We start from the raw sequence: 22,095 nt of genomic DNA, 5'->3' as shown, positions 1-22,095 counted from the left end.
CGCGCGGGGCGGTCGGATGACCGCCCCGCGGCTTGCCGACCCCGGTCCTCGGGAACGCACCCGTTAAGCTCGGCACTCATGCACGAGACAGGTCCGCGCGGCCGCAAACTGGGCGTGATGGGCGGTACCTTCGACCCCATCCACCACGGCCACCTGGTCGCCGCCAGCGAGGTCGCCAATCGGTTCGACCTCGACGAAGTGATCTTCGTCCCCACCGGTCAGCCCTGGCAGAAGGCGGATAAACAGGTCAGTCCGGCCGAGGATCGCTACCTGATGACCGTGATCGCGACCGCCTCCAACCCCAGCTTTTCGGTCAGCCGCGCCGACATCGACCGGGAAAAGGTCACCTACACCGTCGACACGCTGCGGGAGATGCGCAGCAAGCATCCCGACGCCGAGCTGTACTTCATCACCGGAGCGGATGCGCTGGCCAACATCCTGACATGGCAGGATTGGGCGGAACTGTTCGAACTGGCGAGGTTTGTCGGGGTGAGCCGTCCGGGGTACGAGCTGAATACCGATCATCTCGAGGAACACTTGCGTGATCTTCCGGCCGATGCGGTGACCATGGTCGAAATCCCGGCGCTGGCCATTTCGTCGAGCGAATGCCGTCGCCGCGCCGCCGAGAATCGGCCGGTGTGGTACCTCGTCCCCGATGGCGTGGTGCAGTACATATCGAAGCGGAACCTGTATGTGACCGCAGGAGCGGAAGGTAGCAAGTGAGCGAGCGGAAGTGTAGCGGGGGGCAAGCATGACTGCGTCGGTCGAGTCGGTCGAGATCGCGCAGGTCGCCGCGCGGGCGGCAGACGAGAAGCTGGCCTCCGACGTGGTGGTGCTGGACGTGTCCGAGCAGCTGGTGATCACCGACTGCTTCGTGATCGCCTCCGCGCCGAACGAGCGTCAGGTGAACGCCATCGTCGACAACGTCGAAGAGAAGCTCCGCGAGGCCGGGCACAAGCCGGTGCGCCGCGAAGGCACCAGGGAAGGGCGCTGGGCGCTGCTCGACTACGTCGACGTCGTGGTGCACATCCAGCACAACGACGAGCGCCACTTCTACGCGCTGGAACGGTTGTGGAAGGACTGCCCGGTTGTCCCGGTGGATGGCCTCGGTGCACCGGGCGCGCAGGCGGCGGTGAACGGCGAGGCGCAGGGCGACGCCGAGTGAACGAGCGTCAGCGAGTGAACCGAGGACACAGCGTGCCATTGCGCGCGACGGAGCCGAGCGTCAGCGAGGCGCAGTCGTGAGTAAATACGCCCACGTGCGCACTCTGATTCTGTTACGCCACGGGCAGACCGAATGGAACGCCGCCGACCGGATGCAGGGGCAGATCGACACCGATCTCACCGAACTCGGTCGCCGTCAGGCGAAAGAGGCCGCGCGCGAACTGGTTTCACGTAAGGCCATCGCGATCATCGCCTCGGATCTGCGGCGCGCCTTCGAAACCGCCACCGCGCTCGCCGATCACACCGCGCTCGAAGTGGTGCCCGATCCTCGGCTGCGCGAAACCGATCTCGGTGACTGGGAAGGGTTGACCCACCTCGAGGTCGACGCCGACTACCCCGGAGCGCGGGTGGCCTGGCGGCTCGACGCTACCTTTCGGCCGCCCAACGGGGAGACCAAACTCGAGGTCGGCGCGCGGTCGCTGCCCGTAGTCCGGGAATTATTTCTCGAGCGGCAGGACTGGCCGGGCCGGACTATCATCCTGGTGGCGCACGGCGGGCTGATCTCCGCGCTCACGGCCGCGCTGCTCGACTTGCCGCCAGCCAACTGGCCCGCCCTCGGCGGACTGGCCAATACCAGCTGGGTGCAGCTCAGCAGCCACGGTCCAAGCATCGATCAGCCAGGATGGCGCCTCGATGTGTGGAACGCAGCTGCGAAGGTGGCCCCGGATGTCCTCTGAAGATCCGATTCGGCAGGTCCCGGATGAGTTGTTCCGGAAGGCCTCGGCGAAACCGGAACGTTCTATCCCGGATGCATTGTTCGGTCCGCCTCCGGTGCCTGCGCCGGCCGAGCCGGCGGGTGCGGAGTCGGCGAGTGCCGAGCCGGGTGCCGATGAGGGCGAGGCGGGGGCCGATGATGCGGACTCTGCGGTACCCGCTAGTTCTGTTGACCCACCCCTCGAATCGGTAGTCGCGGCGGGTGATTCCGGTGTATCGGGTGCCTCGAGCGAGGTCGCGGGCGCTGTCGCCGCGGGGGCGGTGACCGAATCTGCTGTCGGTGTTGGTGTCTCATCGGAATCCGCTGTCGCCGATGGCATCTCGTCGGAATCTGCGGTCGCCGATGGTGACGTGACGTCGGGTGTACCTGTCGGCGTCGAGACCTCGTCGGAAGCCGAGTTCGCTACTGCGGTAGGTGCTTCGAGTGCCTCGGCGACCGGGCGGCCCGTGCTGCTGGTGATCGCGGACTCGTTGTCGTACTTCGGGCCCAAAGGCGGGTTGCCTGCGGATCATCCCCGGATCTGGCCGAACCTTGTTGGGGCCGAGCTGGATTGGGATGTCGAGCTGGTCGGACGGATCGGCTGGACCTGCCGGGATGCCTACTGGGCGTTGATCGGCGATCCCCGAGTGTGGGCGGCGGTGCCGCGGGCGGGCGCCGTGGTGTTCGCCGTCGGCGGCATGGATTCGTTGCCGTCGCCGCTGCCGACCGCGTTGCGTGAGTTGATCCGATACGTGCGTCCGCCTGTGCTGCGGCGCGGTGTTCGTGCCGCCTACAACTGGTTGCAGCCCAAGCTGTCGAAACTCGGCCGCCCCGTTGCCCTTCCGCCGAAGGTGAGCGTCGACTACCTGGAGCAGTCGCGGGAAGCGTTGGCGCACTTGCGGCCGGGCCTGCCGGTCGTCGCGGTGCTGCCGTCCGTGCACAACTGCGATGCCTACGGCCGAGTGCACTCCGGGCGTCCGCGCGCGGTGCGGGCCATGCAAGCGTGGTCGGCACGCACCTCGGTGCCGCTGGTCGACCTCGGTGAAGCGGTGCGCGACAACATCTTCTCCGGCGAGGCCAACCCGGACGGCATTCACTGGGGTTGGGCCGGGCACACGGCGGTGGCCAATGCGATGGTGAAGGCCTTGCAGGAGGTTCGGTAGTCCGTGGCCGTAGTGGTCGTGACGGATTCGTCCGCCAACCTCCCTGCCGAACTCGTCGACGAGCTGGACATCGCCATTGTCCCCATCCACGTGCTGATCGGCGACCGGACCATCCGTGAAGGTGTCGACCCCGTCGACATCGACTACTCCTCGGACACGGTGACCACCTCGGCGGCATCGCCGGGCGAGCTACGGGCCGTCTACGAGGCGGCGTTGGCTCGCAGTGACGGCGATGGTGTTGTCGCGGTGCATATTTCGCGGCAATTGTCCGGGACATGGGAGGCGGGTCGGCAAGCTGTCCGCGATATGGACGCTGCCGACAAGGTGCGCTTGGTCGATTCGCTCGGCGCGGGACTGGCCACCGGATTGCCGGTGCTGACGGCAGCACGCCGGGCCCGCGACGGTGCGGCGCTCGACGTCGTCTACGACACCGCGGTCGCCGCGGCGGCCCGCGCCCGCACCTTCATCCTGGTGAACCGGACCGAACAGCTGCGTCGTGGTGGTCGGCTCAGTTCCGCCGCAGCCTTTTTCGGCAGCGACCTGGTCACCAAGCCGCTGTTGCAGATCGTCGAGGGTCGCCTCGAACTCCGGGAAAAGGTGCGTACCCGTTCCAAGGCGTTCGCGAAACTTGTTGCGGCGGCGGTCGATGCGGCGGGCGACGACGGTGCGACCATCGCCGTCCAGCACCTCGGTGCCGAAGAGGCCGCGAATACCGTTGCCGCCCAGCTGCGTGACCTCGTTCCTGGTATCCGTGAACTGATCATCGCCGAATTCGGCCCGGCTCTTGGGGTGCACCTCGGCCCAGGGGCCGTGGGAGTCCTCGTCCTTCCGTCGCCGTAGCCGGACCCGCCGATCTGGCGGACTTCGGATCAGTGAGCGGCGGAGGTGGACTGACGCAGGGTTCGGGCGCCGGCTCGGACTGCGTCCCAGTCCGTTTCGGGGCGGCGCCGCATCGCTTCAGGCAGCCATTGCGTCCTGGTCCGCTGTTCGTGCACCAGCAGGTCGAGATCTATCTCGATACCCGTCGGTGGGCCGAGTGTGCGGAACTTGCGCACGCGTCGCGCGACGGCCGACATCAGGTTCCGGTCGAATTCGACGACAGCACTGCGGAAGTCGTCCGTCGGCAGGCTGAATCGGCCGGACGACGGACCGGCGAACTCGATCTCGCTCTCCGGATCGGTCGGGTGATGCCATGCGACGGTGAGGATGTCCGAGGTTTCGTCGACCGTGCGCCACCACCGCAGGTGCGGGCCGAACCACAGGTATCCGGTGTCCAAGGTGTGGTCGCCGTACCAAATCGACGCGGCCTCGGCTTCCGGCGTCTCCGGCAACGACCAGTCCGCCGAGGCACTGTCGATGAAGTCGACGAGGTCGGCGGGGACCGGTTCGAGCGCCGTCGGCAGCAGCGCGAGCATGTCCTCCCACAGCCGAGCCACGTAGTAGTCGACATACGGGTGCTGCGGCGTCGCCTGCCGGCCCGCCTGGGCGCGCAGCAGTTCGGTCGTGCGGTCGGAGTACCGCAGCAGTTCATGGTCGCCGAGGTCGATGCAGTACCAACCCTCGGTCAACGTGAACCAGTGCAGAGTTCGGTACTGATCTCCCCACGGCTCAACTCGGCCGATCGGTGCCAAGCCGAAATGGAATCGGATCACGAGGCAAGTTTTGCACCTATGCGCGAAATTCGTAGGATGAGCAGCCGCCAATCGGCGGCTGTGTCCGGTTCTCTTGGCGTGTCGTCGGCGAGTTGTGCACACCTCCGCGTTATCCACACCCCAAGCGAATTCCCTGCTCGGCCACGCTGTTTCACCGCAACCCGGCACTACCGTCGCCCCCATGTCACGACAGGACGAGCGCGACCGAATCCAGCGGCGAATTGGCGCACTGACCAACCGAGTCGGCGCCAGCATGACAGCGTCGCAACCCAACGCCGATCGCCCGCTCTCGGGCGCGCGGACCGTCGCGCATCGACGTTCACCTGGGTTCGTGAGATCAGCCCCCGCGCAATGGCAGAACGGCCCCCGGCGACTCGGTACTGCGCGGTGGAAGGCAGCGGTGCCCGACGCGCCCTGGCGAGCGGGCAAGCGGCCGACGTCGGTGGCGGGTCCGTCGGAGGAGGTTCGAACGTCCGATGGGGGTGGCACCGACCAGCATTCGGATGCGGTCGACGCGCCGCAGCATCGAGTCGGTTCAGTCCAGTCCGGGAGCTGGGATCTGGCGGAGCTGCCCGAGCTGGACATCGACGACGAGGTCGGTCCGGTCTCTTCTCCGGAGTGGCTGGACGAGCCCGCCGTTTCCGGCTGGCGGGATCGTCTTGTGCCGGAGCGGTTTCGGGGCATCAGATTCGATCCAGGACGCCGTGGTGTGCGCACTCTGCTGGTGGTCGGGGTGGTGGCGACGGTAGTCGCGGGCGTCGTCGTATTCCGTGAGCGGCCCGTCGCCCTGCCGGTACCGCCGCTGGCCGCGGTGCCGACGACCACGACCCCCGCCGCCGCGAAGCTGTCGAGCGCCCTCCCTTCGGCGGCCGCGGCACCCGGCGCCACACCGCAGCCGCATGCCGCAGCCCCACCCGCCACCGAATTGGTCATCAGCGTGGTCGGATTGGTGCAACATACCGGCTTGGTGCGCCTGCCCGCCGGATCCCGTGTCGCCGACGCCCTCACCGCGGCAGGCGGCCCACAACCCGGCGCCGATCTCACCGGCCTCAACATGGCTCAACCACTGATCGACGGCGACCAAGTCCTGGTCGGCCCGCCCGGACAAACCCCAGGCCCGCCCCGCCTCGGCAGCACCACCATCAACGCAACCGGTCGGCCAACCACGCACCCATCCGGCCCCGCCACCCCACCCGGTCGCGTAAACCTCAACGCCGCCACCGAATCCGAACTCGACGCGCTCCCCGGCGTAGGCCCGATCACCGCCAAAGCCATCATCACCTGGCGCACATCCCACGGCCGCTTCACCGACATCACCCAACTCGGCCAGGTAGACGGCATCGGCCCAGCCCGCCTCGCCCGCCTCCGCGACCTGGTCCAGATATGAGCACGCCCAACCGACACGAAGCCACCACCCAACCAATCCCACGCATATCCCTCCCCGAACAACCCCCTGCCACGGGAGTTGGCCCGCCCGCGAACAGTGCGGAAACGACGTCGCAGTGAACCGGGGGAACCAAACCAGGGCCGCCACCAGCCAACCGAGCCAAGGTCCGAAACCCGTTGCCGCTGAACCACCGTGCGCTGTAGGTACCGAACTCGACCAAGCAGCGTGTGCCGACCGCACGCAAGACCGTCGCAGTGCGGCAGTAGATGACGATGGTGCGAGTCTCGACCGCAACGCAGGTGCCGACCGCAGCGCGGGTGGGCGTGGGAGCGGCGGCGGGCGGCACGTTGATGATGACTGTCGTCTCGATAGTGATAGCGAAAGTGCGTGTGTCATAGACGAGCAAGGCGACGGTGGTTTCGCTTGGCGTGGTGGTGAGGTGGTGGATCGCGACGGTGTGAGTGTCGACTGCGATGCAGGTGGTCGTTGGAGCGGCGGCGGGCGGACGACCGGTGATGACTGCTGTGCCGGTAGTGACTGCGAAAGTGTTTGCGTCGCTGGTCGACACGACGGGGAGGGCGTGCACCGAGAGGAGGGGGTGGAGGAGGCGCAGATCCTGGATGGGCGGTTGTTGCCTGCGGCGTTGGGGTGTTGGGGGGCAACGATTGTGGCGTTGACCGGTGGGTGGGTGGCCGGGGTTGTGCTCGGTGCGGTGTTGGTGGGGGTGGCGATTGGGCTTTGGGTGCTGTTGTTGTGGGGGATGGCGCATCGGCGTGAGTCCGGGCGGGTTGTTGTGCTCGTGGTGACGGCGGCGGTGGTGTTGGCGGCCGGATTCGCGATGGCGGGGGCGTGGCGGGAGCATCGCGTGGCGACGCATCCGCTGCGGACGGCGGTGGGGTTGTCGTTGCGGGTGGTGGTGACGCCGACCGGGGATCCGAAGGCGGTGCGCGGCAACTCGTTCGGCGGGAGTCGGTGGGTGGTGCGGGGGAGCCTGCGCGAGTATCGGCACGGCGGGACGACAGTGCGGACCGGTGGGGCCGTGGTGATTCTGGCGTCCGGTGACGGGTGGGCGACGGTGTCTCCCGGGCAGGCGGTGGAGTTTCAGGCGAAAGCGGATCTGCCGAGGCAGCGTGATCTGACGGTGGTCACGTTGCGGGCGCAGGGTGCGCCGAAGGCGGTCGGTGCATTGCCGTGGTGGCAAGGCGCGGCCCGTTCGATACGAACCGATTTCGCGACCGCGACCTCCGAGGCGCTATCCGAGGAGCCGGCTGGACTCCTACCCGCTCTAGTCGTCGGGGACACCTCCGGGCTGCCCGAAGAGCTCCGCGCGGAGTTCGAAATCGCTGGACTGTCCCATCTTTGTGTCGTCAGCGGGGCCAATTTCACGATCGTGCTCGCGGTGGTGCTCTTCGTGGTGCGAGTGCTTACCCTCGGCCCGCGGACAGGGGCAGCGGTTGCGGCGTTGGCACTGGTGATGTTCGTGGTGGTTGCGCGGCCTGATCCGAGCGTCCTGCGGGCCGGTGCGATGGGCGCAATCACGTTGCTGGCCTTGGTAACCGGGCGCAAGAAGCAGGCACTTCCCGCACTGTGTGCCGCGGTCATCGGCTTGCTCGCCGTGTGGCCCGCGCTCGCGGTGTCCGCAGGCTTCGCCCTGTCGGTGCTCGCCACCGCGGGGCTGATCCTGCTGGCGCCGAGCTGGGCTGATTGGCTTCGGGCCCGCGGGTGGTGGCGCGTTCCTGCCGAGATCGTCGCGGTGTCAGCGGGTGCGTTCGTCGTCACCACACCGCTCATGGTCGCACTGACGGGCCAGCTCAGCCTGGTCGCCATTCTGGCGAATGTGTTGGTGGCACCCGTGATCGCCCCGATCACCGTGATAGGTGCGACCGGCGCCGCTCTTGCCTGTCTGTGGTCACCCTTGGCCGAGCTCATAATCCGTTGCGCCGCTCCACCATTGTGGTGGTTGCTGTCCGTCGCCGATCATGCGGCGGGCGTGCCCGGTGCGTCGATCGCGGTACCCGGTGGATTGTTCGGCGGAGCGATCGCCTGCACGATCGCCGCTGTCGGAATCCTGGCGTTGCGCGTGGCGACGGTTCGCCGAATAACCCTGATCGCGGCGTTCGCGATCGCAGCGGTACTGATCCCGGTCCGCATCTGGCACCCAGGCTGGCCTCCCCACGGGTGGGTGCTGGCGGCCTGCGACGTGGGCCAGGGCGACGGCCTTGCCCTGTCGGTCGGCAGTAACACCGCGGTAGTCATCGATGTCGGCCCAGACCCGCGCCGAATCCGAACCTGCCTTGACCGCCTCCACATTTCGCGTATCGCGCTGCTGGTACTGACGCACCCGCACGCCGACCACATCGATGGCCTGACCGGTGCGCTCGACGGCAGAGAGGTTGCCGCCATCGCCGTCGGCCTGCACGAGCTCGACGGTTTGGCCCCAGGCGTCACCGCGGAGTCGGAGAAGCCTCGAAACCTTCAGCCTGGCCCGGGCGCGATGGTCGGCGACCATCAATCCCGCACCGCGACTGAGAAATGCGAATCGCCAGCGGCTGAAGGCTTTCTGGGGAGCAACGAGCCCGGAGTTTCGCGTGCAGAGCGCGCCTCGGCGGGCGATAGCAGCACTGCGAGCGAGCGGTGTGCAGTGGGGGATGATCGCCGAGCGACGGGTGACGGGCATACCGGCCAGCGAGGGCGCGTGGAAGGCCTGGCACAAGTGGTGAAAAGCGCAGAGCGTGCAGCGGTTCCGATTGTGGAGCTGTCGGCTGGGCAGGCGTTCCGATTCGGCTCAGTCGAGGTACAAGTGCTCGCGCCCGGGCCGGATGCTCCACGACCCACTCCGGGTGCCGAGGCCGACGAAGCCAACGATCGCTCGATCGTCCTCGCCGCCACCACGATTGCCGGACGCATCCTGCTCACCGGCGACATCGAAGAATCCGCACAGAACGCTCTGATGCACACAGGCATCTCGCTCCGAGCCGATGTCCTCAAACTCCCACATCACGGATCACGAACCACCACAAAAGAATTCCTCGCCGCCGTGCAACCGCGCCTAACCGTGATCAGCGTCGGCGCCGACAACACCTTCGGCCACCCGAACGCCACGGTCCTCGCACAACTGTCGGAACTGGGCACCACCGTGGTCCGAACAGATGAACACGGCGACATCCTCGTGCTCGGCAGCGAGCAATCGCTCGAGCTGGTGTCAGCACGATGAGGTGTCCGGGGCATGCCGGGCATGCAGTCTTGCTCGATCTCATCGGGCGGTGTTCGGATCACAGCGGCGATTGGCGACTGCCTCTGGCGCTGAGCCTGCGGATCGGGCCGATCAGCATTCGGAAGAGGGGTCGCACTACCCGGCCGGGAAGGAAGCGGTGCCGTTCTTCGTGCCAGACCCGTGCTCGGCGGTGTGCTGCGAGGGGCGAAAATCTGTCGAGGACAGGCGGTTCGGAGGTGCGGAATTCGATGCGGCAGAGGTGCTTGATGTTGACAAAGCCGTACTGGCTCGGACTGACCAGCCGCACCGGGGCACCGTGGTCGCCGTTGAGTGGCCGTCCGTCGAGGCGGTCGGCGATGAGCACGTCGTCGGCCAAAGCGTCCTCGAGCAAGACGATCGACCGGAAGCCGTCGAGACCTTCGAACACGACGTGGCTGATCGAGGCGCCCGGCTCGATCAGCGGTTCGACCCGCGTGCGGTACAGGTACTCGAACCCGGTTCCCTCCCACCGCAGTCCAGTTGCCGACCATCCGGCGACACAATGGAAGTCGGCTCCTAGTTCGCGCCGCGGCGGCTTTGCGAGGTCGGTCATGGACAGGGCGAAGGTCTCGGTCAGGGCTCCTTCGATCGCAATGACCGGGTCGGCAGGGACAGGCGGAGGTGGGCGATGGAGATGCGTGCCGAAGCGTGGAAATCCGTCGACGGCGCGCTGGCCTGGGGGAAGTGTCATGCCGATCCTCTCATTCGATGCCGCGCCTTTGTTGATCTCGTGATTCGGGCGCGGCACCGAGGCCTGCTCTCACGTCCAGAAACCTCGGTACAGCAGGTAACAGCCGAACGCTGACGCCAGCGACATGTAGACGTAGACGAGCAAGGGATGGTCATTCGTCTTGCGGACCGCGTTGCGCGCGAAGTCGAGTTCGAAGAACCGCACGATGCCCTTGAGCGTGTTGACCCATCCCATCGTGGTCAGCACGCCGACCAGCCCCCATTCCCAACGGTGTTCCACCGCAAGCGATGCCGCGCCCGTGACGAGGCTGATCAGCCCGGACAGGATCACGAACTCGGCATTCTCTTTGGCGCGTAACAGCGCGTCGTAGAACCGCTGGTTGGCGAGGGCTGGTAGGTAGGTGCCCACGGTGACCAGGCCCCAGAAAATTGCCAACGAATGTGAGTCCACAGGCCCCCCTATGGTTGCTCGGTTCGCTCGCTGATTGTGCGTGCGCCGCGAACTGACTTACCGGAAGGTAAGCGTAGCATTTACCTTCCGGTAAGTCAGCTAGAGTTGTCGAGTGGCCCGTTCCGCCCCTAGTACCAGAGAGCGCATCCAAGAAGTCGCGCTCGAGATGTTCGCCCGGCAGGGGGTCCAGCGCACCAGTCTGCAGGACATCGCGACTCGTCTCGGCATCACGAAACCTGCGCTCTACTACCACTTCTCCTCGCGGGAGGAGCTGATTCGCAGCATCGTGCAACCTCTGATTCAGGAGGGGGAGGAACTCGTGGTGAGGCACGAGCGGCCAAACACCGTTGTGGTGTCCGAGCTACTGGCGGACTACTTCGACTTCCACTATCGCCATCGCGAAAAGCTGATGCTCGTTCTCGCGGAGCTGAGGATGCTAGGAGAAGTCGAATCCGTTGACGCGGTGCTGGACTGGCGTCGACGATTGGTCAAACTCGTGTTCGGAGCCGAGCCAACCCTTGATCAGGCCGCGCGGGCGATCATGGCATTCGGCGGAATTCAGGACTGCTGCCTGCAACTGCCCGACGCACCGCCCGCGCAACTACGGACGGCTGCGGTCGGTGCTGCGCTGGCGGTGCTCGGCGCGGCATAGGACGATCAGCGCGCTGATGAACAGGGTTCCGCTGCGTCCGCGCAGGTCGCGTAGCGGCTTCGGAACTGCCTCGCGGCTTGTGCGGTTTGTGCGGAAACCTGGGATCGGTAGGTGGGGCGCGCGGTGTCTACTTACCGCATGACATCTTCTCAATCTCCCATGAACCAGCCGCAGTCCACCGGGTTGGACAAAAAGACCAGTGCGATCCTGGCGTACGCGCTGGGATGGCTCACCGGAATCATCTTCCTCTTTGTGGGAAAGAACGATCCGGACGTGAAATTCCATGCCTCGCAGTCGATCGTCTTCTTCGGGGCGGTCGCGGTCGTCAATGTTGTGCTGAGCATCCTCGGCTCGCTCCTCGGAGCGCTGGGTATCATCTTCAGCCTCGCTGGACTCGCACTCGGGGTCTTCGCGGTCGTAATCTGGATCATGGCCATGGTCCGGGCGAACAGCACCGGCGGCGTCCGCGCAGAGCTTCCCATCGTCGGAAGATTCACTGCCCCCTATGCCGACCGGTTGGCCAACTCGGTCAAGTAGTGCGTACCCGAAGATCAACGGCCCGAGGCTATCTCGGGCCGTTGGCGTCCGCGCCGAACATCTACGTCGCGGTATCTCAGCCGGACCTGCCACCCGAGTGCGCGATTCCGCCGATGCGGATCGTGACCAGGTCCGCAATGCTCAATGCGACCCCGCAGATCTCCCGTTCCGGTCGTGTGGCCTCTGCATACCGTCTAGCCGTGCAGACTCAACGCATGCTGTGGTGCACTCGCCGGACAGCTCGCGGAACCGGCGTCGAAGGTGAGATCGATCGCCGCCCCACCCCTGTCGCCGTTGCTTGGGGGTTACTGGGGACGGGAGTTCCGGGATGCGGTGTCCATCCCAGCCACCCTTCGTTGCATGACGGTTCGGACGACCGCCGCGGCCGGAAATCATCGGTCCGAACGAGGATGTCCGCTCATAGCCGCGATATGCGCGGACCGAAGCGGCCAGCGCTGGTGTGCGGAAGAGCGACGGGCAGAGATCATCTCGAGCCGCTGGTGTCGGTAGCACGTCGGGAACTGCCGAAGTGTGTTCGCTCGATTGCGTTGCAGCCATATTCCGGGCTGACCCAAGCTGGGCAAATGCGCAGTAGTTGCACGAGCTGGGTTGGCGCGTTCCACGCTGAATGTTGCTTATCCTTCAGGGGGTGCTTGTCGAAGGAGACGGTGTCCTCGGAGGGTGGGAGATTGCATGTCGGATGAGCAACGGCGACAGCTGCTTCGGGCGGTGATCGCTGAGTTCAGGGATAACGGCGGGCAGGTCAGCGGACCATGGGAAGGCCGGAATCTATTGCTGCTGACCACGATTGGTGCTCGTAGTAGCCAGTCGCGGACCTGGCCGCTGACCTATCTGGGAGACGGGGATCGGTTGGTCGTTTTCGCTGCCAACAGCGGACGGCCGAAACGCCCCGGCTGGTATTACAACTTGCGTGCGCACCCGCATGCGACGGTCGAGGTCGGCTCGGACATCGTGCGGGTGACCGCGACCGTCGTCGAAGGCGCCGAACGGCAGCGGCTGTGGGAACGGCAGCTGGCGGCCACCCCGTTCTTAGCGGATTTCGAGGCCGACCACGGCCGACAAATCCCGGTCGTGGTGCTCACCCCCACCGACTGAACGGACATACTCATTTGACACAGGCCGCGATGGGTCCGATTGTGGCGGCATCGTTTCCGGCGATCAACTCTATGATTCCTGTTTTGACACCAATGGCTTTCGTGGCAGTCATACCGAGTTTGCTCGCCAAGGCGTTGGCTACGGTTTCCGCGCCGGAACCGTAGGTGATCGAACTTCCTGCGCGTTCACCACCTGGCGCGTTCAAGACCTCGCTGATAGCGAATCCCTGTGCGGACAAGACCTTTGCGATGCAAGAGGCCACGCCGAGGCGGCCGCCGCCGTTCTGCACATTCAGCATCACGTCGGATGCGGTTGGCGCGGAACCTGTGCCCAGTGTGGGGCTATTGGCCGAGTGACCGTCGTCTGCTCCGCAACCCGCCACGAGGATCATCGCCGAAACGGCTACGGCGGCGGTCGCTCTCGAGCTCATCCTCGATGCCTATCAGAACGGAACTCGAACATCCTCTCAGCCGCGTCATCAGATCATCAATGGCTCGAGGTGCACGACCTGCGGCTCTCGAGTGGCGTCGGCAGGGTCTGGGTCCGGCGGGTGGTCGGAAGCGCGCTCCCGCCCGCCCCGGTGGACACGCGCGACCGGTGCCGGGGGTCTGTCGGAGGGGGAACGTAGGATCTCTGCCGTGACCGACCGCAGCGAGCGAACCATGGACACACCACCTTCGCGTTCGATGGAGTGTGGCGAGGGCGAGGCGCGCACAGTCGAGTTCTCGGTCCTACCCGAGCGGGGAGTCGGCGAGGGGTGGGCATGAGATGGGTATTGCGTTGCTGGTCGAGTCGAGCGTCTGTGAGGTGCGGGGATGAGTGAGCGGCCTGCACCGGTGCATTTGGTGCTCGGTGACGAAGAGTTGTTGGTCGAGCGGGCGGTGGGGGAGATCACCGCGCAGGTGCGGGCGTTGGCGCCGGACGCCGATGCGGTGCCGGTCGATCGGATGCGCGCGGGGGACGCGAGCACGGCTGAGCTGGCCGAGATGTTGAGCCCTTCGCTGTTCGCCGAGGACCGGGTGATCATTCTGGAGTCGGCGGCCGAGGCGGGTAAGGACGCGGTCGCGGTGATCACCGACGCGGCGAGCGATCCGCCGGAGGGTGTCGTGCTCGTGGTGCTGCATTCGGGTGGTGGGCGCGCGAAGGCGCTGGTGCCCGCGTTGCAGAAGGTCGGTGCGGTGGGGCATGACTGCGCCAAGCTGACGAAGGCCGCCGAGCGAGTGGAGTTCGTGCGCAACGAGTTCCGCGCTGCCGGGGTGCGGGTCGCCGGCGATGTGGTGCAGGCGATGCTGGAGTCTGTCGGGTCCGATCTGCGTGAGCTTGCCGCGGCCTGCTCGCAGCTGGTCTCCGACACCGGCGGGAAGATCGATGTCGCGGCTGTTCGGCGCTACTACTCCGGCAAGGCGGAGGTGTCCGGTTTCGATGTCGCCGAACTGGCCGTTGCGGGTGACCGTTCCGGCGCGATGGAAGCGTTGCGGTGGGCGAATGATCGTGGCGTGCCGCATGTTCTGCTCGCCGATGCGCTCGCCGATTCCGTGCACACCATTGCCAGGGTGGGTTCCGCGGGTCGTGGGGATCCGTTCAAATTGGCTCAGCAACTGGGTATGCCGCCGTGGAAGGTGAAAAAGGCTCAGGCGCAAGCCCGCAACTGGACGCCCGCCACGATTGGTTCGGCGCTGCAAGTTGTTGCCGCGCTCAACGCCGATGTCAAAGGTGGCGCGGCGGACGCCAACTACGCCTTGGAGCATGCGCTCGCTCAAATCCTCGACCTCCACTCGGCGGGGTGAATTCAAGCCGCACGGTTCTGCCGACGGCGAAGATTTCCTCCCTGGTGTTCAGGGACACGAGCGAGCGTGTGAAGGCGAGCCAGGCCGTGAAGCGCGGATCTGGGCACCGCTTTTGTTGTGACGCTGAATGTGTGCTGAAACACACATCGGTGCGCATTCGGCTAGGCGAATGATGTGTCGACGAGCTGGTCGAACGAATCCAACAGTCAACCGAAATGAAGCGAAATCGCGCCGTCAAACACCATTTCTTCCACCGATTCACTGATTTCCCGACGGCATCACGACGGATTCGAAGACCACTCGCGACACCTTGATCGACATGCACTCCAAGAATCTCGCAAATTGCCAGTTACTGAATTCATGTCAAACTGGATTTGGTAATGGACGAGCACTCTGCACCGGTCTCCCCGGTTGACGATCTCCGGCGGACCCGTGCGTGGCACGTTCGACGGCCGAAGAATCGCGCGCGTGCGCAGCGTCGCATCGGCCGCGCCGCGGCAAAAGTAATCGCCTGCGGTTTGTCGGCAGTGGTGCTCGGCGCAACCGCGGTCGGTTGGGCAACGGCCGGGCGGTTCGACAAAGGATTCGTGAGGTCGGCGGCGCTCGGCGTGAATGCGCCGCGCTCACTCGCCGGTGACATGAACATCCTGTTGATCGGCCTGGACACCCGCAAGGACCAGGACGGCGACGACCTGCCGCAGGAGATCGTCGATCAACTCCACGCAGGCGACGGCGACGTCGGCGGGTACAACGCCAACACGCTGATCCTGGTGCACATCCCAGCTGACATGAAAAACATTGTCGCGGTATCGATTCCACGCGACGACTACGTCAAGGTGTCCGGCATCCCCGGCTACTCGAGCATGAAGATCAAGGAAGCGTACGGCCTGAAGAAGGCCGCCGTGCAGGACCAGCTGATCAGCCAAGGCATGACCGATCGCAAGGCGCTGGAACGCGCGGGCCGCGAGGCGGGGCGAGCGTCGATCGTGCAGGCGGTGCGCGACCTCACCGGCGTGCCGATCGATAGGTTCGCCGAAGTCACCCTCGCCGGGTTCTACGACCTGTCCAAGGCGCTCGGCGGCGTCGAGGTCTGCCTCAACAAGCCGGTCGACGACAGCTACTACTCCGGTGCGGTGTTCCCGGCGGGCAGGCAACGCCTGGACCCGGCTCAGTCGCTCGCCTTCGTGCGGCAACGCCACGGCCTGGAGAACGGTGACCTGGATCGGACCCACCGCCAGCAGGCCTTCCTGACGTCGGTGGCGCTCGACCTCCGCAATGCGGGCACGTTCACCGACGTCGGCAAGCTGACCGCGCTGATGGATGTCGCCCACCGCAACATCGTCCTGTCCGACGGCTGGAACATCACCGACTTCCTCCGCACCCTCGGCACAGCCGACAGTCCGTCCGTCGAGTTCCGCACCCTCCCGGTGCTCCGCTACGACACCATCAACGGCCAAGACGTCAACATCGTCGACCCGGTCGCCATCCGCCGCGAGGTCCGCGCCGCGTTCAGCGACGCCGACCCCACCGTTGCCCTCCTCAACCACCCGGCTCCCGTCATCACCCTTGCCCACCCCAACGCTGAATCAGCCGGCCCCGCACCGGATGTCGGCAAGCCGGTCGACACGATCATCGCCGGCAACACCGTCCCCTGCGTGAACTGACGCACCTGCGCGGACTGCCCTAATGGGTTGCGCCGAGCCACATTTCGAGTGGGGCGGTCACGGGAGCGACCGCCGAAGGAAGTCGAGCTGAAGGAGCAGCAGGTTTTCGGCGACGGACTCCTGCGGGGTCATGTGCGTGACGCCGGACAGCGGGAGCACCTCGTGTGCCCGACCTGCGGCCAGCAGCGCCGAGGACAGTCGAAGGGAGTGCGCGACAACCACGTTGTCGTCCGCGAAACCGTGGATGATCATCATCGGGCGGTGTGGTTCGACAGCGTCCACCAAGCCCGCGTCGTCGATCAGCGAGTTGCGCCGGTAGATCTCCGGCTGCTCGTCCGGGTGGCCGAGGTAGCGCTCCTGATAGTGGGTGTCGTACAGACGCAGATCGGTGACCGGCGCACCAACGACGGCCGCGTGGAAGACATCCGGGCGGCGCAGCGCCGCGAGCGCCGCCAGATACCCGCCGAAGGACCAGCCGCGGATGGCGACTCGATCCAGATCGAGGGGGAAGTCGTCGGCCAGCGCCTGCAACGCGTCCACCTGGTCGGCGAGGACGACCGCCGCGAGATCGTCTCGAATCGCTTTCTCCCAGGCCGGGGAACGACCGGGCGTGCCGCGGCCGTCGGCGACCACGACCGCGTAACCCTGGTCAGCGAACCACTGCGAGGTGAGATGCGGATTGTGCGCGGCGAACACCCGCTGGCCGTGCGGGCCGCCGTAGGGATCCATGAGGACAGGCAGCGGGGTCACACCGTCGTGATCACGAGGAAGCAGCACAGCACACGGAATGCGCCGTGCGCCCGCCTCGGTGAGCGTGACGCGAGGGGTAAGGCCGGGATCTTCCGCATGCGAGGCGATCGTCGCCACCCGCGTCTCACCCCGGAGCACCTGTACGTCGGCACCCGGCCGCGCGAGCGTGGCGGACACCAACACGGTGATGTCCCCGGCGCGCACCGCCGAGTGCACGCCGGGCTCGTGCGAAACCCGTTGCAGACCTTGCTCATTGACGCGATAGACGTGTATCTCGCCGGTCTCGGGCGCGTCGGCCTCGGCGCCGGCCGAGGCGGTGAGCAACACGTCGTCCTGCCCGGCGTCGAGTACCGCGCGCACGTGCAGCCGCGCGTCGGTCAGTGGGCGTTCACCGACCATGAGGACCCGTGCGCCGTCTTCGTCGGCGATTCGTACGAGATCTCCCGACGGATTCCAACAGGGCGTGCCGGGGAACAGATCAAGCCACACCGGATCCTCGTCGGCATGCACGGTCCTGGTCGCACCGGTGTCCGGAGACACCGCCAACAACAGCTGACTGCGCTGATCGCGCGCCTGCACGAGCAGCAGCGGGTCACCCGCTTGCGACCAGTGCACCCGCGCGAGGTACGGATAGCGCGTCCGATCCCAGACGACCTCTGTGCGCACTCCGTCCAGGCCGAGCACGAACAGTCGCACGTCCGCGTTGTCGGTGCCTGCCGCTGGATAAGCGACCTCCCGTGGTGCGCTTGCCGGCTGCGCCGGGTCGGAGATCCACCAGCGCCGTATCGGCGTATCGTCCACGCGCGCGACCAGCAGCCGTTGTGAGTCCGGCGACCACCAGAAGCCCCGGAAGCGGCTCATTTCCTCGGCCGCGATGAACTCGGCCAATCCGTAGGTGATGGTGGCCGACTCCGGCTCGGCGAGCACCCGCTCGTCCTTGCCTTCGACATCGACGACCCGCATCGCCCCGTGCGCCACATAGGCGACGTGCCTGCCGTCGGGGGAGGGGCGCGGGTCGATCGCCGGTCCGGCGGCGGGAAGCTCACGTGTCGTGCCCTTCCTCAATTCGGCGACGAACAACCGGCCCGACAAAGCGAAGGACGCCAACTCCACGGCATCGTCGGTGGCGTAGCCGACGATGCCCGCACCGCCCTCGCGGCTGCGTTCGCGACGTGCGCGCTCTTCTGGCGGCAGGTCCTCGGTCGCGCCGCCAAGCAAGACGCGAGGGTCGACCGCTACCCGCTCTTCGCCGAGCGCGGCATCCAGGACCCACAGTGAGCTCGCCGTATCCGTACCGGAGGCGGAGCGGAGGAACACGACGTGCGCGCCGTCGGGCGCCACGGTGAATGCGCGTGGCGCACCCAGCGTAAATCGCTGGGTGCGAGCGCTCCGGCGGGGGAAGGAGTCCGGCGTAGACGACATGCCCCGACCATACTGGCCGCGCATGACAAGCTTCGAGCCGTGCGGGATTTCCTCTGTCGGTGGGTGATTCGGCCCGCAACGGAACGCGGCCGCCGCACAGCTCACATGGCGGCGGCGACTCGGGCTACGCCCGGTCCGGTCAGTCCGGCGAGACCTACTGAGCGACCGGTTGCGACCAGGAACAGTTCGCTGAGCGGTCCGCGGATCTCGTCGGGTCCGTCGCCGTGCATCCATGCGGCATCGGTGGCGGTCAGTCGGAGACCTTTCAATCGTTTACGCGCACCGTAGAACGGGCTGCGGATCAAATGCTCGAGGGCTGCGATCGCTTGCTCGGTAGGCATCGGCCTGGTGCGGCCGAGCGGGCGGGCGATGTCTTGGCCGTGAATCATGATGTCCACCAAGGGATCCAGTGGACTGGAGAGCGGAGCAAGGTGGGTGGATCCCGCGGCTGCCCGCAGTTGTGCGATCAGCTCGGCGGGAGCGAACCGTGCGGCGTGATCACGGGCCGCTTGCGCGTTCATTCGATCCCAGTTGCCCTTGGCCCGGATCAGCCCGATCACCGTGCTCCGCACGGTGTCCTGCGAGGTGATGTGCCCGAGCACCTGGTGCACAGTCCACCCGTCGCACAGCGAATCCACCTGCCACTCGTGCTCATCGAGGTCGTCGAGGAAGTCGGCGAGGGTGAGCCGTTCGGCTCGCACCCACGCCAGGATCTGATCACGGTCCACGGTGTCCTCCGCATCGGCTTGTGCTGTCACCCATATCGACGGTGGTCGTCGTCGAAACTCATCGGACCGTCGCCGACTTCGCTCTGCGGACGCGAGATTCGGTGCATGCGCGGCACGCCGTGCCGGCCAGGCCGGCACCGCCGTGCGCACACGTCGATCAGACGCGCTTTTCAACCTTCAAATCACCCTGGACGACACTGCGTGTCATCGCCCTCGCCAACATCTCATGCGGGAACCCGAGCTCGATCGCACTCGCCTGCTCCAGCCGATCCACCTGTGCCGCTTCGAACTCCACGTCGAGCGCCCCGAGATTGTCCTCCAACTGCGCGGCGGTGCGTGCGCCGATGATCGGCGCGGTCACACCAGGATTGCGCAACGTCCACGCCAGCGCGACCTGTGCAGGCGTCACCCCGAGCTCGGCGGCAACCTCCTTGACCACATCGGCGATGTCCAGCGCGCGTTCGGTGAGGGATCCCGCGGCGACGACCACGTCCTTCCGCGTGCCCGTCACCGACGCCTGTGCCGGGTGATTCAGGTCGGCACGGCTGTACTTGCCGGTGAGCACTCCACCGCCCAGCGGCGACCACGGGATCACCCCGAGCCCGAGCTCCCGCGCCATCGGAACGAGGTCGCGCTCGACGGTCCGCTCGATCAGGCTGTATTCGACTTGCAACGCGATCAGCGGTGACCACCCGCGCAGGTCGGCGATGGTCTGCATGCGCGAAACCTGCCAGGCCGGTGCATCGGAGATGCCGACGTAGAGCACCTTGCCCGCACGCACGAGATCGTCCATGCCACGCAGGATTTCGTCGACCGGGGTGGTGGCATCCCAGACGTGCAAGTAGAGCAGGTCGATGTAGTCGGTGTTCAGCTTGCGCAGGCTCGCCTCGACCGAGGCCATCATGCTTTTGCGTTGGTTCCCACCGGAATTGGGGTCGTTCGGCCTACGCAGCATGGTGTATTTCGTTGCCAGCACCAGGGATTCGCGGTTGTCCGCGGTGAATTCGCCGAGCATTTGCTCGGAGGTGCCGTTGGTGTATTGGCTTGCGGTGTCGATGAAGTTCCCGCCGCGCTCGACGTAGGTATCGAAGACCTTGCGCGACTCGTCTTTGTCTGCGCCCCAACCCAAGTCGAGACCGAAGGTCATCGCCCCCAGCGCCAGCGGAGACACCCGAAGTCCCGAACGGCCGAGCAGCCGGTAGGTATCGAGGGTGCGAGCTCCGGACATGTCCAGCTCCTGTCGTCGGTGTTCTGTGTGATGCACGCAAGTCTGGAACGGCGAAAGGGGCGGGGTAAGGGAAGCTTCTTCCTGGGAAAGGCAGTCCTACGCAGCCGTAATATCGAAGACGATGACTGGAACAGTGGATGCGACCCACGAGCTGGCTGCCTTCCTGCGCGCGCGGCGCGAACGGCTGTCGCCCGGTGATCTCGGGCTGCCGGAGCGCAGGCAGGCGCGGCGCACGCCGGGCTTGCGGCGCGAGGAGGTCGCCGAGTTGGCGGGGGTCAGCACCGACTACATCGTCCGGTTGGAGCAAGGGCGTGGCCTGCGCCCCTCGGTGGACGTGCTGGAGGCCTTGTCGCGGGCGCTGCGGTTGAACACCGACGAGCGCGCCTACCTGTTCGATCTGGCCAGGCAACGGCAGCCGCACGCGGGAAAGCCGAGCACGGAGCCTGCGCCCGCGCTGACCATGCTGATGGACGATCTTTCGCCACTACCGGCGATGGTGATCAACCACCGCTACGACGTCCTGGCCTGGAATCGGGAGATGGCGCGGCTGGTCATCGACTTCGAGTCGCTGCCGCCGCGGCAGCGCAACTCCATGTGGATCTGCCTGATGGAGCCGAGCCTGCGGGATTTCTATGTGGAGCGGGAGCGCACCATCAGCGAGGGCATCGCCGATCTGCGTGCCGCGTGGGCGGCGCATCCCGATGATCAGGCGCTCGCCGACCTGATCGCGGAGTTCAGTGCGCACAGCACCGAGTTCGCACAAGCGTGGGCCAGACACGACGTCAAGGTCCAGGGCCGCGGCGCCAAACCGCTGCGGCACCCGGTCGTCGGTCGGTTGGTTGTCAATTACGAGGCGTTGATGCCGGTCCAGGATCCCGATCAGCGCATCATCATCTATCGCGCCGCAGATCGGGATTCCCAGGCGGCGCTGGACCGGCTAGCGGCCGATCCAGCGCCCTCGGTGGAGCTCATTCCACCGAGCTGAGCACTAGCTCGTCTTCCTCGTCTGCCTCGTCGTACTTGCCGTCCCAGTCGTCGTAGACGGGGACTTCGTCGTCCCGCGTGACGACCCACTCCAGCGAGTAGTTGCCCTCATCGTCGATGGGAACCATCACGTTCTCGATCTTCACTCCGATCCCCAGCACCTCGGCTGCGCGGATGACATCCGGCAGATCCTCGCCGCGGACCACGGTCTGATTGGCGTACACGGTAACCATGCGCCGAATGGTAGCTGGAACCACCGACAGCCTGTGGGCCGATCCCGAATCCCCGGAGATGAATAGTCGGGGGCGGCGTGGCCTGGCATGGGCACGACAAAAGCCGCCGTGGTCGTCGAGGCCACGGCGGCTGCGTCAGTGCCTGCGGTACCGGAAAGTCGGTACCGAAAAAATCAGAGCTTGTTCAGAGCCAGCGCGAGGGCCGACTTCTTGTTGGCGGCCTGGTTGGCGTGGATGACGCCCTTCGAGGCGGCCTTGTCGAGCTTGCGGCTCGCGAACTGGAGCTGCGCGGCGGCCTTTTCCTTGTCGCCTGCCGCAGCGGCTTCCCGGAAGCTGCGGATCGCGGTGCGCAGCGCGGACTTGACCGACTGGTTACGCTTGCGCGCTTCCTCGTTGGTACGGATCCGCTTCAACTGGGACTTGATGTTGGCCACGCCTGTTTCCTCGTGTTCCTGTCGCTGAGTGGTTTGTCTGGAAAGT

22 protein-coding genes are annotated in these 22,095 nt (G+C 66.2%); 13 read left to right on the top strand and 9 right to left on the bottom strand.

Annotated elements, in window-relative coordinates:
* Positions 1-78 precede the first annotated feature (78 nt).
* The 5 genes from nadD to ACGFNJ_RS12690 all read left to right on the top strand — a co-directional run bounded on the left by nadD (position 79) and on the right by ACGFNJ_RS12690 (position 3,921).
* Positions 79-723 carry a nicotinate-nucleotide adenylyltransferase gene (nadD, locus tag ACGFNJ_RS12710; protein ID WP_069166704.1) on the top strand — a complete coding sequence of 215 codons (645 nt, stop codon included), beginning with the start codon at positions 79-81 and terminating at the stop codon, positions 721-723.
* A gap of 28 nt (positions 724-751) precedes the next feature.
* Positions 752-1,165 carry a ribosome silencing factor gene (gene rsfS, locus ACGFNJ_RS12705; protein WP_069166705.1) on the top strand — a complete coding sequence of 138 codons (414 nt, stop codon included), beginning with the start codon at positions 752-754 and terminating at the stop codon, positions 1,163-1,165.
* Positions 1,166-1,241: 76 nt separating this feature from the next.
* Complete coding sequence (locus ACGFNJ_RS12700) at positions 1,242-1,901, top strand: histidine phosphatase family protein (protein ID WP_393446637.1); 660 nt, start codon at positions 1,242-1,244, stop codon at positions 1,899-1,901.
* A gap of 484 nt (positions 1,902-2,385) precedes the next feature.
* The gene (gene octT, locus ACGFNJ_RS12695) at positions 2,386-3,081 is read left to right on the top strand and encodes a diglucosylglycerate octanoyltransferase (protein WP_393447818.1); all 696 of its coding nucleotides are present in this window, start codon (positions 2,386-2,388) and stop codon (positions 3,079-3,081) included.
* A gap of 3 nt (positions 3,082-3,084) precedes the next feature.
* Positions 3,085-3,921 carry a DegV family protein gene (locus tag ACGFNJ_RS12690; RefSeq protein WP_393446635.1) on the top strand — a complete coding sequence of 279 codons (837 nt, stop codon included), beginning with the start codon at positions 3,085-3,087 and terminating at the stop codon, positions 3,919-3,921.
* A 29-nt stretch (positions 3,922-3,950) separates the two neighbouring features.
* On the opposite strand, the gene ACGFNJ_RS12685 is transcribed toward ACGFNJ_RS12690, so the two are convergent.
* Complete coding sequence (locus tag ACGFNJ_RS12685) at positions 3,951-4,733, bottom strand: DUF5984 family protein (RefSeq protein WP_393446633.1); 783 nt, start codon at positions 4,731-4,733, stop codon at positions 3,951-3,953.
* Positions 4,734-5,064: 331 nt separating this feature from the next.
* Here ACGFNJ_RS12685 and ACGFNJ_RS12680 point away from each other — a divergent pair, with 331 nt between their 5' ends.
* Together ACGFNJ_RS12680 and ACGFNJ_RS12675 are read left to right on the top strand one after the other, a co-directional pair.
* On the top strand, positions 5,065-6,120 hold the full coding sequence (locus ACGFNJ_RS12680) for a helix-hairpin-helix domain-containing protein (RefSeq protein ID WP_393446631.1): 1,056 nt from the start codon (positions 5,065-5,067) through the stop codon (positions 6,118-6,120).
* Between the two features lie 580 nt (positions 6,121-6,700).
* Positions 6,701-9,334 carry a ComEC/Rec2 family competence protein gene (locus ACGFNJ_RS12675; protein ID WP_393446629.1) on the top strand — a complete coding sequence of 878 codons (2,634 nt, stop codon included), beginning with the start codon at positions 6,701-6,703 and terminating at the stop codon, positions 9,332-9,334.
* 58 nt (positions 9,335-9,392) lie between these two features.
* Here ACGFNJ_RS12675 and ACGFNJ_RS12670 read toward each other — a convergent pair whose 3' ends face one another.
* Both ACGFNJ_RS12670 and ACGFNJ_RS12665 read right to left on the bottom strand, forming a co-directional pair.
* Entirely contained in the window at positions 9,393-10,064 is a 672-nt protein-coding gene (locus ACGFNJ_RS12670; RefSeq protein ID WP_393446627.1) for a molybdopterin-dependent oxidoreductase, read from the bottom strand.
* A 69-nt stretch (positions 10,065-10,133) separates the two neighbouring features.
* On the bottom strand, positions 10,134-10,499 hold the full coding sequence (locus ACGFNJ_RS12665; protein WP_393446625.1) for a hypothetical protein: 366 nt from the start codon (positions 10,497-10,499) through the stop codon (positions 10,134-10,136).
* 127 nt (positions 10,500-10,626) lie between these two features.
* Between ACGFNJ_RS12665 and ACGFNJ_RS12660 the strand changes: the two genes are divergently transcribed.
* The 3 genes from ACGFNJ_RS12660 to ACGFNJ_RS12650 all read left to right on the top strand — a co-directional run bounded on the left by ACGFNJ_RS12660 (position 10,627) and on the right by ACGFNJ_RS12650 (position 12,819).
* Positions 10,627-11,166: a TetR/AcrR family transcriptional regulator gene (locus ACGFNJ_RS12660; protein WP_393446623.1), complete on the top strand. Its 540-nt coding sequence runs from the start codon at positions 10,627-10,629 to the stop codon at positions 11,164-11,166.
* A 159-nt stretch (positions 11,167-11,325) separates the two neighbouring features.
* Positions 11,326-11,703 carry a DUF4870 domain-containing protein gene (locus tag ACGFNJ_RS12655; protein WP_393446621.1) on the top strand — a complete coding sequence of 126 codons (378 nt, stop codon included), beginning with the start codon at positions 11,326-11,328 and terminating at the stop codon, positions 11,701-11,703.
* A gap of 693 nt (positions 11,704-12,396) precedes the next feature.
* Entirely contained in the window at positions 12,397-12,819 is a 423-nt protein-coding gene (locus tag ACGFNJ_RS12650; protein WP_393446619.1) for a nitroreductase family deazaflavin-dependent oxidoreductase, read from the top strand.
* Between the two features lie 10 nt (positions 12,820-12,829).
* Here the strand turns inward: ACGFNJ_RS12650 and ACGFNJ_RS12645 are convergent, their stop codons facing one another.
* Positions 12,830-13,249: a LytR C-terminal domain-containing protein gene (locus ACGFNJ_RS12645; RefSeq protein ID WP_393446617.1), complete on the bottom strand. Its 420-nt coding sequence runs from the start codon at positions 13,247-13,249 to the stop codon at positions 12,830-12,832.
* Positions 13,250-13,634: 385 nt separating this feature from the next.
* On the opposite strand from ACGFNJ_RS12645, the gene holA reads away from it, so the two are divergent.
* Positions 13,635-14,606, top strand: coding sequence for a DNA polymerase III subunit delta (holA, locus tag ACGFNJ_RS12640; RefSeq protein ID WP_393446615.1), 972 nt, complete (start codon positions 13,635-13,637; stop codon positions 14,604-14,606).
* Positions 14,607-15,193: 587 nt separating this feature from the next.
* A complete protein-coding gene (locus ACGFNJ_RS12635; RefSeq protein WP_393446613.1) occupies positions 15,194-16,270 on the top strand; it encodes an LCP family protein in 1,077 nt (358 codons plus the stop codon).
* A gap of 57 nt (positions 16,271-16,327) precedes the next feature.
* On the opposite strand, the gene ACGFNJ_RS12630 is transcribed toward ACGFNJ_RS12635, so the two are convergent.
* The 3 genes from ACGFNJ_RS12630 to ACGFNJ_RS12620 form a co-directional block, all read right to left on the bottom strand.
* Positions 16,328-18,442, bottom strand: a complete 2,115-nt coding sequence (locus tag ACGFNJ_RS12630; protein WP_393446611.1) for an alpha/beta fold hydrolase — start codon at positions 18,440-18,442, stop codon at positions 16,328-16,330.
* A gap of 101 nt (positions 18,443-18,543) precedes the next feature.
* Positions 18,544-19,200 carry a maleylpyruvate isomerase family mycothiol-dependent enzyme gene (locus ACGFNJ_RS12625; protein ID WP_393446609.1) on the bottom strand — a complete coding sequence of 219 codons (657 nt, stop codon included), beginning with the start codon at positions 19,198-19,200 and terminating at the stop codon, positions 18,544-18,546.
* A 127-nt stretch (positions 19,201-19,327) separates the two neighbouring features.
* Positions 19,328-20,398, bottom strand: coding sequence for an aldo/keto reductase (locus ACGFNJ_RS12620; protein WP_393446607.1), 1,071 nt, complete (start codon positions 20,396-20,398; stop codon positions 19,328-19,330).
* Positions 20,399-20,519: 121 nt separating this feature from the next.
* On the opposite strand from ACGFNJ_RS12620, the gene ACGFNJ_RS12615 reads away from it, so the two are divergent.
* Complete coding sequence (locus ACGFNJ_RS12615) at positions 20,520-21,383, top strand: helix-turn-helix domain-containing protein (RefSeq protein ID WP_393446604.1); 864 nt, start codon at positions 20,520-20,522, stop codon at positions 21,381-21,383.
* Here the strand turns inward: ACGFNJ_RS12615 and ACGFNJ_RS12610 are convergent.
* Positions 21,367-21,615, bottom strand: coding sequence for a hypothetical protein (locus ACGFNJ_RS12610; protein WP_393446601.1), 249 nt, complete (start codon positions 21,613-21,615; stop codon positions 21,367-21,369). The genes ACGFNJ_RS12615 and ACGFNJ_RS12610 overlap by 17 nt on opposite strands.
* Before the next feature lie 173 nt (positions 21,616-21,788).
* Positions 21,789-22,049, bottom strand: a complete 261-nt coding sequence (gene rpsT / locus ACGFNJ_RS12605) for a 30S ribosomal protein S20 (protein WP_014982684.1) — start codon at positions 22,047-22,049, stop codon at positions 21,789-21,791.
* Positions 22,050-22,095 lie beyond the last annotated feature (46 nt).

Source organism: Nocardia sp. NPDC049149 (genome assembly GCF_043197455.1).
Lineage (GTDB): Bacteria > Actinomycetota > Actinomycetes > Mycobacteriales > Mycobacteriaceae > Nocardia.
This window is presented reverse-complemented; position numbering and strand designations above follow the sequence as displayed.